Origin of the sequence: Pseudophaeobacter sp. 1A16562 (genome assembly GCF_041008785.1) — a bacterium.
Classification (GTDB): Bacteria; Pseudomonadota; Alphaproteobacteria; order Rhodobacterales; family Rhodobacteraceae; genus Phycobacter; species Phycobacter gallaeciensis_A.
This window is the reverse complement of record NZ_JAXGFT010000019.1, coordinates 1-13,724: the sequence shown is the minus strand read 5'-3', so window position 1 is coordinate 13,724 and position 13,724 is coordinate 1. Positions and strand designations below refer to the sequence as shown.

General features: G+C 61.7%; 14 protein-coding genes. 6 read left to right on the top strand and 8 right to left on the bottom strand.

The features are described 5' to 3' along the window. Together SM764_RS20130 and SM764_RS20125 are read left to right on the top strand one after the other, a co-directional pair. Positions 1-753: an ABC transporter permease gene (locus SM764_RS20130; protein ID WP_274830743.1), complete on the top strand. Its 753-nt coding sequence runs from the start codon at positions 1-3 to the stop codon at positions 751-753. After that, on the top strand, positions 750-1,532 hold the full coding sequence (locus SM764_RS20125; RefSeq protein ID WP_369002593.1) for an ABC transporter permease: 783 nt from the start codon (positions 750-752) through the stop codon (positions 1,530-1,532). Before SM764_RS20130 ends, SM764_RS20125 begins: the two co-directional genes overlap by 4 nt. Positions 1,533-1,578: 46 nt before the next feature. Here the strand turns inward: SM764_RS20125 and SM764_RS20120 are convergent, their stop codons facing one another. After that, positions 1,579-2,262, bottom strand: coding sequence for a hypothetical protein (locus SM764_RS20120; RefSeq protein WP_369002592.1), 684 nt, complete (start codon positions 2,260-2,262; stop codon positions 1,579-1,581). 558 nt (positions 2,263-2,820) lie between these two features. Between SM764_RS20120 and SM764_RS20115 the strand changes: the two genes are divergently transcribed. Then, complete coding sequence (locus SM764_RS20115) at positions 2,821-4,125, top strand: AAA family ATPase (RefSeq protein WP_369002591.1); 1,305 nt, start codon at positions 2,821-2,823, stop codon at positions 4,123-4,125. Further along, positions 4,122-5,240 (top strand): ParB/RepB/Spo0J family partition protein, encoded by a 1,119-nt coding sequence (locus SM764_RS20110; RefSeq protein ID WP_369002590.1) that lies wholly within the window; start codon positions 4,122-4,124, stop codon positions 5,238-5,240. The genes SM764_RS20115 and SM764_RS20110 overlap by 4 nt, the downstream gene beginning before the upstream one ends. Before the next feature lie 89 nt (positions 5,241-5,329). Here SM764_RS20110 and SM764_RS20105 read toward each other — a convergent pair whose 3' ends face one another. Further along, positions 5,330-6,370 (bottom strand): OmpA family protein, encoded by a 1,041-nt coding sequence (locus SM764_RS20105; RefSeq protein ID WP_369002589.1) that lies wholly within the window; start codon positions 6,368-6,370, stop codon positions 5,330-5,332. Between the two features lie 190 nt (positions 6,371-6,560). On the opposite strand from SM764_RS20105, the gene SM764_RS20100 reads away from it, so the two are divergent. Next, positions 6,561-8,057 carry a caspase family protein gene (locus tag SM764_RS20100; protein ID WP_369002588.1) on the top strand — a complete coding sequence of 499 codons (1,497 nt, stop codon included), beginning with the start codon at positions 6,561-6,563 and terminating at the stop codon, positions 8,055-8,057. A gap of 61 nt (positions 8,058-8,118) precedes the next feature. On the opposite strand, the gene SM764_RS20095 is transcribed toward SM764_RS20100, so the two are convergent. From SM764_RS20095 to SM764_RS20070, 6 genes are read right to left on the bottom strand one after another with little or no spacing between them, the layout of a single operon-like run. Then, the gene (locus tag SM764_RS20095) at positions 8,119-9,621 is read right to left on the bottom strand and encodes a DUF4384 domain-containing protein (protein ID WP_369002587.1); all 1,503 of its coding nucleotides are present in this window, start codon (positions 9,619-9,621) and stop codon (positions 8,119-8,121) included. After that, on the bottom strand, positions 9,618-10,025 hold the full coding sequence (locus SM764_RS20090) for an ExbD/TolR family protein (RefSeq protein ID WP_369002586.1): 408 nt from the start codon (positions 10,023-10,025) through the stop codon (positions 9,618-9,620). Before SM764_RS20090 ends, SM764_RS20095 begins: the two co-directional genes overlap by 4 nt. Beyond that, positions 10,022-10,432 carry an ExbD/TolR family protein gene (locus SM764_RS20085; protein WP_274840688.1) on the bottom strand — a complete coding sequence of 137 codons (411 nt, stop codon included), beginning with the start codon at positions 10,430-10,432 and terminating at the stop codon, positions 10,022-10,024. Before SM764_RS20085 ends, SM764_RS20090 begins: the two co-directional genes overlap by 4 nt. 15 nt (positions 10,433-10,447) lie before the next feature. Continuing rightward, a complete protein-coding gene (locus SM764_RS20080; protein WP_369002585.1) occupies positions 10,448-11,065 on the bottom strand; it encodes a MotA/TolQ/ExbB proton channel family protein in 618 nt (205 codons plus the stop codon). Between the two features lies 1 nt (position 11,066). Next, positions 11,067-11,501, bottom strand: coding sequence for a hypothetical protein (locus SM764_RS20075; protein ID WP_369002584.1), 435 nt, complete (start codon positions 11,499-11,501; stop codon positions 11,067-11,069). 57 nt (positions 11,502-11,558) lie between these two features. Continuing rightward, positions 11,559-12,398 (bottom strand): hypothetical protein, encoded by an 840-nt coding sequence (locus SM764_RS20070; protein ID WP_274830731.1) that lies wholly within the window; start codon positions 12,396-12,398, stop codon positions 11,559-11,561. A 171-nt stretch (positions 12,399-12,569) separates the two neighbouring features. On the opposite strand from SM764_RS20070, the gene tssA reads away from it, so the two are divergent. Then, the gene (gene tssA / locus SM764_RS20065) at positions 12,570-13,625 is read left to right on the top strand and encodes a type VI secretion system protein TssA (RefSeq protein WP_369002583.1); all 1,056 of its coding nucleotides are present in this window, start codon (positions 12,570-12,572) and stop codon (positions 13,623-13,625) included. Positions 13,626-13,724 lie beyond the last annotated feature (99 nt).

Here is a 13,724-nt window from a genome sequence, read left to right as displayed (position 1 = left end):
GTGACTGACTTCCTGAACGCGCTTGGTCTGGCTGACAGCGCAGCACTGCTATCGCTGTCGGCTCCAGGCTGGGGAAGCAACCTGCTGCGCGGGTTGGCAAATTCTCTGCAAATCGCCTTTGGTGCTTTTGGACTGGGGCTTCTGATCGGGCTGTTCGGGGCCTATGGAAAACTTTACGGCGGGAAGGTCACGCGTGACCTTCTGGCCGTATACACCACCGTGATCCGCGCCGTTCCCGAACTGGTGCTGATCCTGATCCTCTATTACGTGGGCACCGATCTTATCAACAAGGCGTCCGCGCTGCTTGGCGGTGGGCGGATCGAGATCAACGGGGTCGCCGCCGGCATCTGGGTTCTGGGGATCGTGCAGGGCGCCTATGCGACCGAAGTGCTGCGCGGCGCCATTCAAGCCGTCCCGCCCGGCCAGATCGAAGCGGCCCGCGCCTATGGGATGCCTGCATTGATGACCATGCGCCGGGTCACCATCCCGGCGATGATGGCCTTTGCCACGCCGGGTCTGGCCAATCTGTGGCTGATCGCGACCAAGGACACCGCATTGTTGGCCGTTGTCGGTTTCAACGAGCTGACGCTGGAGACCAAACAGGCCGCCAGCAGCACCCGCGCCTATTTCACCTTCTTCCTTGCTGCCGGGGCGCTCTACCTGCTGGTTACGCTCTGCTCCGGGGTCATCTTTGGCCGGGTTGAGAAATGGGCCCGCCGTGGTCAGCCGTCGCTAAAGGAGGGCCGCCAATGACCAGCCTGCGCGCATTTTTCCAACCGCATCGGATCGTGATGCTGGCGCTTTTTGCGGCCTTTGTTGTCTGGTGCGCCGTCAGCCTGCGCTGGGACTGGCTGCCGAAATACATGCCGCTGGCGATCGAGGGCATGTGGACCACGCTTTGGATCCTCGTGGTGACAACCATCCTCGGCTTTTTTCTGGCGGTGCCGCTGGGGATCGCCCAGGCGGTGGGGCCTTGGTATCTGTCCGCCCCGGCCCGGATGTTCTGCACGGTGATACGCGGCACCCCGTTGCTGCTGCAGATCTGGCTGCTTTATTATGGGCTTGGCTCCTTGTTTCCGCAGTTTCCCTGGATCCGTTCCTCTGAACTATGGCCGTACCTGCGGCAGGCCTGGCCCTATGCGGTGCTGGCGCTAACGCTGTCTTATGCCGGGTACGAGGGCGAGGTGATGCGGGGCGCATTCTCTGGCGTCGCCCGTGGACAGCTGGAGGCAGCCAAATCCTTTGGCATGCCCCGGATGACCATGTTCCGCCGTATCTGGCTGCCTCAGGCCGTGCGCAACGTGCTGCCGACGCTTGGCGGGGAAACCATCCTGCAATTGAAGGCAACGCCGCTGATCGCCACCATCACGGTTATGGACATCTACGCGGTGTCCTCCCGCGTTCGCTCCGACACCTTCATCGTCTATGAGCCGCTCTTGCTGCTGGCGCTGGTCTATATGGTGATTGCAGGGATCATCAGCCTCATGTTCGGCTATTTCGAACGTCAGGTGCCCGGCGGGCATCGCCGATAGGTTCATCTACCGTTCTAGGCGCCCTCCGATGCGGGGGCGCCTTTCTTCACGACACGACGGTAATGTCTGTAATGTCGCTGTCCACATCACGGCAGGCGGTCAGCAATCTGCGCTTCAGGTGCGACATGACATAGGTCGCATGGAACCGGCTCGGCGCGCGCAGCACCAGGCGGCCCCCTGCCCTGCTCTCCCGTGTCAGAGCCTGTATCCACGCCGTATAGGTCGCCATATCCTCGGAATGCAGCAAGCCCTTGGCGAGGCTCCATTCGGTGCCATCAGACAGATCCGGCGCCGGTGCGTTGGCCTCGCTGCGTAAGGGCACCACATTGGTTGGCTGTTCGTCGCTACCGCTCATCCTGTAGTCAAAATCAGGGCCTACGGCGGCCCAGCGGTCCCGGGTGTCATCCAGTATCCGGTCCAGCCCCAGACCGTACTGAGAGACCCTGCCCCGCGCGCCCTGCCGTTTGATGACCAGCCATCCCATGGAGCGCAGCTTGGCCATCTCCCGCTTCACGGTGCGCTCGTCCACATCCCAGAGCCGGGCAATCTCGCGCTGGCCTACAGCGAGTTCATCCCGTTGCCAGTTATAGCGAGCTGTCAGAAGCGTCAGTAAACGAAGAACAAGTCGTTGGGAGGTCGGACTCTGTGCCAGCGCATATGCTCCCATGGCAGTGAGAACATCGTATTTGATCGCCGCCGCATGACGACCCGCTGGTCTTTTGGCAAGCATTGCCATCCCCGTTCCCGCCATGGCTGCTGTCTCGTTTTGAAAAGCAGCCCGTTGCCTCATATGCTGTGTTATCTTGTCTGAGAGAACGCAGCCGTCGTGTTGGTCGGTTTCGATCCGAACTCAACGTTTTTCTGTATCTTGGCTTAATTTGCGTCCGGAGTTCCGATTCTGTCAAGAACCCATCGGGTTGGTCGGGCATACCTAAACCTTTTTCTGATAAGAAAATTGGTATCAATGGTATTGGGGGACGCCCTGTATGTCCCCTATTGGATGCAAAATGTCCCCCAATAAGTTGGGGAGTGTTTCTTTATGTCCCCCAATATCTGCGCCAATGACCGCCAAAAACCAGGACGTTTTGCCATGTGCCTCCGAATCGGCGGAGCGGTGACACAGGCGTTTGTTCTCAGCCTTCTGAACAAGGTGTCCCCGCAGGGACAGGACGCAAATCCAGACAATAATAGGTTTTGCGTTTTTTGCAAATCCGGCGTAAATGGGTTTTGAGGCAGAATTAGCGTCCTGGGCAAACGGGACCTATGCCACTTTGATGTAGGAGCAGTCATGTTTACACACGAAGACCTGGCCCAGTTGCAGGCGCAGTCACTCAAGATGCAAAGCTGGATCCGGCAGCAGACCTTTTCCCCCGAGATGGAAAAGACCCTGCGCAGATTTTCCAGCTGGGAAGTTGCAGAGCTGATTTTCAAGGTCAATCAATCCACCCTGCGCGGGCGGTTGGCGGCCGACCCCTCCCTGCCGCAGGGACAGGTCGAAGAAGACGGGCGCCAGCGCTGGTATTCCCTGGAAGAGATCAACGAGCTGCGCCGCCGGATCAAGATCAACCGCAAGTCCCTGCTGCCGCAGCGCCCGGCGGGCAAGCGCGCTCTGCGGGTGGCGATCTCCAACTTCAAGGGCGGCGCCGGCAAATCCACCGTGGCACTGCATTTCGCCCATGCGGCGGCGCTGGACGGATACCGGGTGCTCTGCCTCGATTTCGACCCGCAGGCGACCCTCTCTCACTCCATGGGGCTGAGCGACGTGACCGAGGACTATACGGTCTGGGGTATCATGGCGCGGGATCTGGTGCGCGAAACCGAACGCATGAATGCATCAGCCCGGGGCGCCGAAACCGGGGCCGCCCTGCCCGAACGTCGCCTGCCGGGATCGATCACCGGCATGGGTCTGCAGGATCTGCGCATCGGGGATTTCATCAAGCCGACCAGTTGGCCGACGATTGATCTGGTGCCCAGCTGCGCCAATGCGGCCTTTGTCGAATTTGCCAGCGCGCAGTACCGCTATCTCAATCCCGAATGGTCGTTCTTCGCGGCGGTGTCGCGCTACCTCGATCAGCTACCGGCGGATGAATATGACCTGATCATTTTCGATTGCCCGCCGGCGATTGGCTATCAGTCGATGAATGCGGTCTTTGCGGCCGACATGCTCTACATCCCGTCGGGGCCGGGCTATTGGGAATACGATTCCACTACCTCCTTTATCGGACAGCTGTCCGAAGCGCTTGAGGATCTGTCGGCCTTCAACGGGGTTGTCCCCGCGGGGACGTTCTCTTTGCCGAAGGTGTTTCAGGACGTCCGCTTCCTTTTGACGCGCTATGAATCCGGCAACGATCTGCACCGCGCGATGCGTAGTGCCTTCATGAAGGTTTTCGATGGCAGGATGACTGAGCATCCGATCGAAATGACCCGCGCGGTCGAACAGTCGGGACGGTTCCTGAGCTCGATCTACGAGATCGATTACCGGGACATGACGCGCGAAACCTGGCGGCGTGCGCGGGCGTCATTTGATCAGGCCTATGATGAATTCAAGACAAACGCGGTCGCCGCCTGGGAAAAGCTGGAGGATGAAGCATGAGCAAGCGCAGAGTTTTCGACATCGATTTTCCAGAAGACTCCCCTGCCCCGGCTCCGGCCGAACCGCCCCGGCAGAACACGGCCGAGGGATCAGGTTCCGGCGCAGCGCGGCGCGGTCCGATGGCGACGGCTATCACCGAGAACGCAGATGCCCTGCGCCAGCGCGCCGAGGCAGAGAAAACGATCCGAGCGGAAAATGACCGGCTGGCGCATGAGTTCGTGCGGCTCAAGAAACTGGGGCTGGTCGTGGACCGGATCCCGCTGGGGAAGATCCGCACTGACAAACTGGTCCGGGACCGCTCTGTCAGCCGGGATCCCGAATTGGATGAGCTGAAGGATTCGATCCGCTCGATCGGGCTGTCGAACCCGATCCGGGTCGAGGAAGACGGGGGTGTCTATCAGCTGGTTCAGGGCTTTCGGCGTCTGTCGGCTTATCGTGCTCTGCTTGAGGAAACGGGCGATGACAGCTTCGCAGCCATTCCGGCGGGGCTGGTGGCCAAGGGGGAAACCCTGCAGGGCCTCTATCGCCGGATGGTCGATGAAAACCTGGTGCGCCGGGATATCTCCTTTGCCGAGATGGCGCAGCTGGCCGTGTCCTATGCGCAGGATCCCGAGACGGAGGCGGACAGCATTGATGAGGCCGTGCGGCTTCTCTATGCCTCTGCCGGTCGTCAGAAACGCAGCTACATTCGCCATTTTGCCGACCTGCTGCTCATGATCGGGACCGAGCTTACCTTCCCTGAGGCGATCCCGCGCGCGTTGGGGCTCGATCTGAAGAAGCGGCTGGCGGATGATCCAAAGGCGCAAGCGCAGTTGCAGGCACAGCTGCGGTCTCTGCGGCCTGATACGGCAGAGGCAGAACTGGTGCTTTTGCGGGGTGTCCTGACATCGCCGACATCCGAAGCTTCCAGCAGTCCCGCTGGTGGGACCGCGCCGAAATCGGCCAGTGCAAAGACGACCCTGCGCTGCGCTGTCCCCGCGGGGACGGTGCGGTGTCAGGCCCGGGATGGGAAGATCGAGATGGCGATGGAACGGGATTTTTCCGCCATCGACCGGCGGCGGCTGGAAGAGGCAATCTCGGCCTTCTTCACCACGCTGGACCGGGGCGCGGAATAGATCCTAGCCACAGGGTGAAGTGTCTTGGAGAAAGCAAAAGGGCTGTCCCCGCGGGGACAGCCCTTTCTTTTTTGCCGGTTTGCCGTGGGTCAGTTCAGAACCTTGAAATCAATCCGCCGGTTCTTGGCCCGGTTCTGCGCGGTGTCGTTGGACACCAGCGGCGTGGTTTCACCATAGCCGACCGGTTTCAGTCGATCCGCCCCAATGCCTTTGCGGGTCAGATAGCTCACCACCGCATCGGCGCGTTGCTGGCTCAGTCGCATGTTCCAGGCCGCCTGGCCCTGACTGTCGGTGTGACCGCCAACCTCAAGAATGATCGAGGGGCAGCGGCTGACGATATCGTACAGGCTGTCCAGAAAGATGATCGAGGTTCGGTCCAGCCGCGCGGTGGACGGGGCAAAGTTCACGCTGCGGCTGCGGGACAGAATATCGAACCGGCCAAGGCAGGCCTCACGGCTGAAATCTCCGGCGGTTTCCAGCGCGGCCGAGGCTCCGGACACAGGCGCGGCGATGGCTGGCGCCGTTCCGGGGGAGGTGCGTTGGAAGGTCAGGTTGAGATTGACGATCCCCAGCGGTGTGATGGTGACATTGGCGGCTTCCTCCAGCTTCTCGCGCCCGGCCATCAGGTTGAAATCCTTCAGCTGCAGGATGACGGGATCGACCGAGGAAATATTGACCCGGTCATTGTCCAGCAGGGTTACCGCAACCCGCGGGGACAGGTCGACATCGGCGCCATGCAGCGACAGGGTGACGGGAACCTGCATCAGCTTGCGGCGCACTGTGGGCAGGTCCGCCAGCTGCGCCGGATCCAGAACCGCGGTGACGGTGGCCTCGGGATGGGCGAAGGTTTCAAAGAACAGGAACCGCATCCGCACATTGCGCAGGTCGATCTTGGTGTCGACCGAATCCAACGCGATCTTGATCTGGGCGATGCCTTTTTCGGTGATCTGTCCGCTGAAGGCCGCGAATTCGCTGGTCTCGGCGATGGTGCCTTTCTTGACCGACAGGAAGGTGATGGTGGAAATTTCCGGATCCAGTTGCCAGCCGTGTTCGAGCGGATCGGCCGCAAAAACCGTGCGGGGCAGGGTGAAAAGGACGAGGAAAATCGGAAGAATGAGCAATCGGAACATGGGACAAGCCACTCCTGGCGGAACTAGGACACTGTTCCCCGCATAGCACGAAATAGTAGGGAACTGCTGCTAGCATAACAGGAAACTTGTGGTGTGGCGCAAGGATGGCGATACTTTCGGCAGGAATTTCCCGGCCTTGCGATCCTTTGTGGATGCTGCGACGGTGTGAAAAGGTGTTGGAGAAAAGTAAATGCGCGCGATGTTTGCGGCGATCCGAATTGGTCTCGCTCTTCTTTTGGTTGTGTTTTGGGGAGCCAGTCATGCGAGGGCGGAAGAACGTCTAGCCCTGGTCATTGGCAACTCTGCCTATGCATCCGTCACCGCGTTGGACAACCCCGACCGGGACGCACAGCTGATCGCGCAGACGTTGGAACAGCTTGGATTTACGGTCACTGTTGAGACGGATCTGACACAGGTCGGGATGAAGCGAGCGATTGCCCATTTCGGGCGCAGCCTGCGGGCGGCGGGGGAAGATGCCACCGGATTGTTCTATTACGCCGGGCACGGGGTGCAAAGCTTTGGCAACAACTACCTGCTGCCGGTCGATGTTGCGCTGGCCGATGCCGCGGATCTGGACCTGATGGCGGTCGAAGCGCAATCAGTGCTGCGGCAGATGGCTTCGGCGCGCAATCGAACCAACCTTGTGATTCTGGACGCCTGCCGCAACAACCCGTTCGAAAATGTGCCGGATCTGGACGAAAGCGGTCTTGCCGAAATGAAGGCTCCGACCGGCACCTTCCTGGCCTATGCGACGTCTCCGGGTGGGGTGGCTCTGGATGGGGACGGGGACAACAGCCCGTTTACCCAAGCATTGGCGACGCAAATTCAGGTGCCGGGTCAGCCGGTCGAGCAGGTGTTCAAGGACGTGCGCCGCGCGGTACTGGAGCAGAGCCGGGGGCAGCAGACCCCCTGGGATACCTCATCGCTGGTCAGCGACTTCGTCTTTGCCAAGGCTCCTGAGGAACGAGCACTCACACCGGCAGAGACTGAGGAGCTGCAGCTGTGGCGCTCGGTCGAGGCGACGCGGGATCCGGTGCAGCTGATGCTGTTCCTGCGCGGCTATCCCGACGGGGCCTATACCCAGGAGGCGCGGGACATGCTGAAGGACGTCATGGCAGAGGAACTGGCCGGTGGTGGCACCGCGGCGCCTGCGCCCACGTCACAAGGTCCCGACGAGGCCGAAACAGCCATGTTCAATGCGGCGCAGCAGGATGGCAGCCTCAGCGCTTATGAGGCCTACCTGCAAAATTACCCGACTGGCACCTATGCCGAGATCGCCCGCACCGAAATCGCGGCGCTGACGGCCGGTTCCGGCACGGATCCAGAGGCCGGGGGAGAGCCCGAGGTCGTCGCGGCGCCTGCCGAAGATCCGGGGCCGAAACCGGCGGATTCCGGACCGGTCACCTATGCCAGCCCCCTGGATGCAGAGGTAGCAGCGCTTGCGGGCAAAAGCCTGGCCGATGTGGTCGATCTGTCGCCCATGTTCCCCCCGATCGAGGGGCTGCCGGAAAGCTATTGGAAAGAGCAGACCTGCAGCGCCTGCCATCAATGGAACCGGGAACGCCTGTGCGATCAGGGCAATACCTATCTTAGCCTCAACATGCAGCGTTCCCTGTCCAAGCAGCATCCGTTCGGCGGCGCCTTGAAACGCACGCTGAAATCCTGGGCCGCCGGGGGCTGCCAATAGGGGATCACCTATCACGGTGGTAGATTGGGTGCCTGCCTGCTTTGCATGATGTTGGGCGGGATCAGGGCGCGTGCGTGGTGACAAGGAAGTAAACCCATTCTCCCTTAAAATCAGCATGTTGCTCTCTCGCTTCTGTCACACGCTCGCGCAGCCAAGCCAGATAGGGTTCGGCCGGTTCGCTGATAGGACGCAGCCCGGAATAAAGCGGATGCGAGGCGGCAAAGGCGACCGCGATTTCCTGCCCGTAGGGCGGGCCAACGGCGATCTGCAGGCCGGGATCTGTGTCTTCCTTGGCGCCAACGCGCAGCGGATCTTTGGCAGGGGTCTGCTGTAGTGCGATGGTTTCATTCGGGACCAGATGCAGCACCTGCCCGCCTGCATCGAAATAATCGACATAGACATAGGCGGGGTAATCCGGCGCGGTCAGATCGAAGAACAGCCGGTCGCCGCCTGCATAGGTCAGGACCCGTGCGTGGGCGTCGTCCCCGACCAGCAGGGGATTGGTGATCTGATCCGTGCTTTGCGGCAGGCCGACCTCTCCGATCCCGGCAAGGGCGCCGCATTGCGGGCGCGGTAGCAGGCGCATCTGGTCGGATACGGTGATGTCCTGCCCCATCTGCGCCTGCAACGCGGCAAGAACCGGTGCCCGCATTCCATCTTCCGGAATATGACCCCGCAGGGACAGCGTGGCGGTATCCGGGTCAAAGGCAACCTGCAGCCGGGAGCAGGGCACGGCGGCCAGACTGCCCAGCAGTCCATCCCGCAGGCTGTTTCCCTCTGCCGCAGCGACGGTGGGCGCCATGAAGCTTTGGAAGGCGGCCAGCGAGACCGGGTCGACCCCGTCAGGTGCGCCGCCTTGAAAGGCAAGAGAGGCAGTGACCTGATCGCTTTGCGGTGTGGCGGTGGGCAGAACCGTAGCTTTGGGCGGGAGCGTTTGCGCCGCATCCACTGATGGCGATGCCTGCGGCACCGGCGCCGTGTCAGGGGCGAACTGAGCAATGGGCTGCGCAGCCGGGGCCGCCGTTTTCACGTCGAGCGAGGGCTCTGCAGCCGGTGCAATGCGGGCAGGCGGTAGATCGGTTGCGGCGAGCGCCACATCGGCAGACGGTGTGGTCGATATGGATGGTGTGATCTCGGGAGATAGGCTGGCAACCGCAGCTGGTTTGACTTGCGCTGACGCAACGGGCTGCGCCGCAGGTGGGGCTTGCGCGATAGCTGCACTTTGTGCGGGCGCGGCTGCCGGAACCGGAGCAGGGGAGGGGGACGAGCTCGCAAGGGCCTGTGGTTGCGGCTCGGCCGGGCGCGCCTCTGATTGCGGCAGCGGATTGGCCGCCAGCCCCTCTTGTTGCGGATCAGCCTCTGCGGCGGCCTCGCCTTCGGGCTGCTGCGGGATTGCCTCGCTGCGGTTCAGCCGTTGCGCCGCCATTGTCAGGCTGCTTTGGGGCGTGGGCTGTTTGACCAGATCATCGGGTCGCAGGCTGAACACCAGCGCCCCCGCCATGGCCGCATGGGCCAAGCCAGATGCGACAAGACCCGCACCCCATATGGAGGCCCGCGATGTCATCCGCCGGTCTCGGGGGTGACGACCAGAACCACATCGCGGAAGCCGAGCTGTTGCGCGCTGCTGACCAGAGGCAGGACATTGCGCAGCTCTGCCGCGCGGTGGGCGTTGATCCGTAGGCGCAGATCCGGGTTATCCTGCAAATGCTCGCTCAGCACGTCGGGCAGATCTTCGGGGCGCATGTCATCGCCATCCAGCGCCAGGGCGCCCTTCGCCGATACGGCCAGCGTGATGCCGCCAGCGGGCATATCGCGTCCGGTTTCGGCATGGGGCGGGGTGACTTCAAAGGGGGCGGTGGCGTCCATCCGCCCGATCAGCATGAAGAAAATGAGCAGGAAGAACACCACATCGATCAGGGCAATGATCGTTTCGGATTGGGCTGCGCGGGCAGGGCGGGTCAGCTTCATGGCTGCACCTCCAGCCTCAGGACCCGTAGCTGCTGCACATCGGCTTGTGCGGCCTTGTCCATCACGCTGATCAGAGCCTGCGTCGAGGCCGCGCCGGAGGGCAGGATCAGAACCTGTGTCAGAGGGTCGGCGGCAATGGTGCTGCGCAGGAGGCTGTCCAACTCGGAGCCGGACAGGGGCCGACCCCGGATCACCGGAATGCCATCTGCGCCGAGGCGAATCATCACCGTATCGGTTGGCGTCGCGGCAGGGCCTGTTGCCCCGTCGGAGGCCCGCAGGGCCGGGATCATATCAAGGTTCAGATAGGTTGAGGTGACCATGAAAAACACGAGCAGGATCAGCATCACGTCGATCATCGGCACCAACGAGATCAGCGCGCGGGGTCTGGAGGCTCGTTTCAGGATCATGGGGCTACCATCCGATCAGCGGCTGGCGTCGGCCAGCATCAGCCTGCCCACGGCGCTTTCGATGGTCTGGGCCGCGCGTTCGATCCGGGATGCGAAAAGCCCTGCCGCGATGGCCGCCGGAATGGCCACCAGCAGCCCTGCCGCGGTGGTCAGCAGCGCCTGCCAGATCCCGCCGGCCAGAACCGAGGCGTTTGCAGCGCCCTGAGCCAGTTCAAGCTCCTGAAAAGACTGGATCATGCCCAGAACGGTGCCCAGAAGCCCCAGCAAGGGCGACACCATGGCGATGAGTTCCAGCAACCGGATCAGGCTGTTCATGCCCGCGACCTCTTCGTTGCCGCGCCGCTCCAGTTCGGACATCAGCAGAGGGCCTTTGAGGCCGCTGCCCAGGGCGTCCATCGCATAGGTCATGACACGGTCGGCCGGGGCGCGGCCCGCTGTTATTGCGTCTTTGGCGCTTTTCCGGTCGCCGCCGCTCCAGAGGTCGGTCGCTTCTGCCCGCGCCGCCTCTCCGCTGCAGACGGACCAGAGCTGGATCAGCTTCACCGCGATCACGGTGAGGGACAGCAGCGACATCAGCGCCAACAAGGCGATGACTGGCCCGCCAGTGCCCAGCATTTCCCAGGTGGCGGCCATCTTATTTCACCAGCTGCGCAGCTGCGCGCGATTCAAGGTTGAGGATCGGAAAGCAATCCATCTGCTCTTCGTTCTGCGGCTGGCAGGAGGTGATGTCATGCAGCAGGATCTCGGAAATGTTGCTGCAGGCGATGTCGGGAATTTCAAAGAGTTTCAGGGTTGTGCGTTGAACGGGCAGGGGGGCGGCATCCACCGACAGAAGCCGGTCGATAACACCGCCAGCATCAAGGATCGCCAGAGACATTTCAAACCCGGCAAAGCTTTTCCCGGTTTGATTACGGAACAGGAAGAAGGCGCGGCACCCACCGCCGTCGATCTCTTCGGTCTTGTTCAGCTCCACCAGCAGCGGGCCCGTGTCGGCCATGGCATTGCGGGGCAGGGCAATGAGCGTAACCGCGACCATCACGGCCGCGACGTGCAGGAATTTGAGGGGCATGAAAGTCTCCAGTTCTTCAAAATGTAATTAAAAACTCGACTGCGCCCGGGTGGGGGGTCAGACAAGCGTGGTCAGGGCTTTTTCGATGCGGTCCATGACCGATTGCGCGCCGCTGAGATCGCGTTTCTTCAACAGGCGCGCGGCAACATGTACGGCCCGGTCCAGACGGTCGCGGGCCGGGCCTGGGGCGCGGGCAACATTGGCCCTGAGGGCTTGGGCGCGTTTGACCTGCGCGCCAAGCGAGCGCTGGTCCATTTCCCGTTGGCCGCGGCGCATGCTTTTGTCGGCACTTTCGCGGTCCTTTCCGATTCGGGCGATGGCCCGTTCGATCACCACGATCAGGGTTTCGGCCTCTTGCAGACGGCCCGCATTGATCAGCTTGACCGATTTGGATAGGGCGCGTTTCAGTTTCAGCTCCAGTGGCCCCGGAGCCAGTGCAATCCTTGGCTGGATGCGCTTCAGGCGCCGTGTCAGAGGTGCCACCGCACTGGCATCAATGCCGGTGGCCGAGACATCATCGACATCAGCCTGCCCCTTGCTTTCGCCTTCGGGTTTGAGACTGTCCAGAAGGTTGCCGCCGTCATCATAGAACAGCACGTTCACCTTGGGCCGGTTCCTTTGCAGGAACTTTTTCAGCGCCGTGATCATCTTGCCCGGGGCCTGTTCGCAGATCATTTCCATCTCGCCGTCCCGCACAACATAGGTGCCCCAGGCCATGGGGTTTGTTCCTCCGGCCTGCTTTACCGGGTTGCGCAAGGTTTCGGGTTTTTTGCCGGGCTGGATCATCAGTAGCGGATCCTTGGAGCCATCCAGGCAGAAGGCAAAGCTCATCCGCTTCTTGGCGCCTTCCCGCACCATCGTCCTGACATCGTCACCGTTAACCCGGTCTGCACACATGACCACCACTCGCAAAAGGACGTGAAAACAATTGACTTTAAGAATTCGATAAGGCTCACTTGACGTCAAGTTATTGTTTTAGAGTGGCGCGGTTCACACCGCTGCATGGGTATCGATTGAATACTTGTTGTAGCGGGGCGGACTGCGTTTGACCGGGTTTTGGGAGGTCAGATGGATCCGGCGGTACTGCTGCAGCCAAAGGAAGAGGATGCACCAAGCGGTGCAAATCTCGAGTATGACCCGGCCTTCACGGACATGGAGCTTGCTGCTCAGCCGGGGGAAGAAACCGTTATCGGCGATGAGCGCACCGAGGCGACGGATCCCGATTACCGCGAAGTCGCGGTCAAGGCGACAGAGGTTCTGGAGCGCAGCCACGATCTGCGGGCTGCCGTGTTTTTGGCCGATGCCTTGCTGCAATCCGAAGGTCTGTCCGGTTTTGCGGATGTGACCACATTCATGCGCGGCTGTCTTGAGCAATACTGGGACACCTGCCACCCCGAGCTTGATGAAGACGACGGCGATCCGATCATGCGGATCAACGCGGTTCAGGATCTTTGCGGTCAACCCGGTGGCATGGCAGGGCCTTCACCGGTCTACCGGTCTCTGCGCCGCACGCCTCTGAGCGACAGCCGCGGATTTGGCCGCTTCTCCCTGCGGGAGATGGAAGTGGCCGAAGGGATTGCGACGGCGCCATCGGACATGGAGCGGGTGCCGGATCAGGCGACCATAAGTGCTGCCTTTCAGGACAGCGATCCCGAAGGGGTCGCGACCCGGCTGGCGGCGGCTGAAACGGCGGTCGAGAACGTTAAGGCAATCTCTGCGGTGTTCGACGAACAGACACCGGGGCAGGGGCCAGAACTGGATCCGCTGATCAAGCTGCTGCAACAGATTGCCAAACGGTTGCGCGACTATGGCAATGTCGAAGAGGGCGCCGAGGCGCCGGAGGCCGATGCGGCAGAAGAGGCCGAGGCCGGAGCTGCCGTGGTAGCGCCCGCTGCAGCTGCCGGGATTGCGCCGGGGGCGATCAACTCACCGGCGGATGTGTCCAACATGCTGGACCGCATCATTGGCTATTACGCACGCGAGGAACCATCGAGTCCGGTGCCATTACTGCTGGAGCGGGCAAAGCGTCTGGTGGGGGCCGATTTCCTCACCATCATGAACGACATGGCGCCACGCGGTCTGGAGAATGTGCAGTTGATCGGCGGCATTGAGGACGACGATTGAAACAACAGGGACAGTGGCGTGTGACGACAGGTCGAAAAGATCACCGCATCGTGCCACGGAATTGACGAGTAAGGAGACCTAGATGGCCGGAAGTTCACA

Excerpts from the sequence above, each read along its gene's own strand:
- SM764_RS20100 (WP_369002588.1), top strand. The coding sequence starts at position 6,561 with ATGCGCGCGATGTTTGCGGCGATCCGAATTGGTCTCGCTCTTCTTTTG.
- SM764_RS20120 (WP_369002592.1), bottom strand. The coding sequence starts at position 2,262 with ATGCTTGCCAAAAGACCAGCGGGTCGTCATGCGGCGGCGATCAAATAC.
- SM764_RS20125 (WP_369002593.1), top strand. The coding sequence starts at position 750 with ATGACCAGCCTGCGCGCATTTTTCCAACCGCATCGGATCGTGATGCTG.
- SM764_RS20110 (WP_369002590.1), top strand. The coding sequence starts at position 4,122 with ATGAGCAAGCGCAGAGTTTTCGACATCGATTTTCCAGAAGACTCCCCT.
- SM764_RS20085 (WP_274840688.1), bottom strand. The coding sequence starts at position 10,432 with ATGATCCTGAAACGAGCCTCCAGACCCCGCGCGCTGATCTCGTTGGTG.
- SM764_RS20115 (WP_369002591.1), top strand. The coding sequence starts at position 2,821 with ATGTTTACACACGAAGACCTGGCCCAGTTGCAGGCGCAGTCACTCAAG.
- SM764_RS20080 (WP_369002585.1), bottom strand. The coding sequence starts at position 11,065 with ATGGCCGCCACCTGGGAAATGCTGGGCACTGGCGGGCCAGTCATCGCC.
- SM764_RS20070 (WP_274830731.1), bottom strand. The coding sequence starts at position 12,398 with ATGTGTGCAGACCGGGTTAACGGTGACGATGTCAGGACGATGGTGCGG.
- SM764_RS20095 (WP_369002587.1), bottom strand. The coding sequence starts at position 9,621 with ATGACATCGCGGGCCTCCATATGGGGTGCGGGTCTTGTCGCATCTGGC.
- tssA (WP_369002583.1), top strand. The coding sequence starts at position 12,570 with ATGGATCCGGCGGTACTGCTGCAGCCAAAGGAAGAGGATGCACCAAGC.
- SM764_RS20075 (WP_369002584.1), bottom strand. The coding sequence starts at position 11,501 with ATGCCCCTCAAATTCCTGCACGTCGCGGCCGTGATGGTCGCGGTTACG.
- SM764_RS20090 (WP_369002586.1), bottom strand. The coding sequence starts at position 10,025 with ATGAAGCTGACCCGCCCTGCCCGCGCAGCCCAATCCGAAACGATCATT.
- SM764_RS20105 (WP_369002589.1), bottom strand. The coding sequence starts at position 6,370 with ATGTTCCGATTGCTCATTCTTCCGATTTTCCTCGTCCTTTTCACCCTG.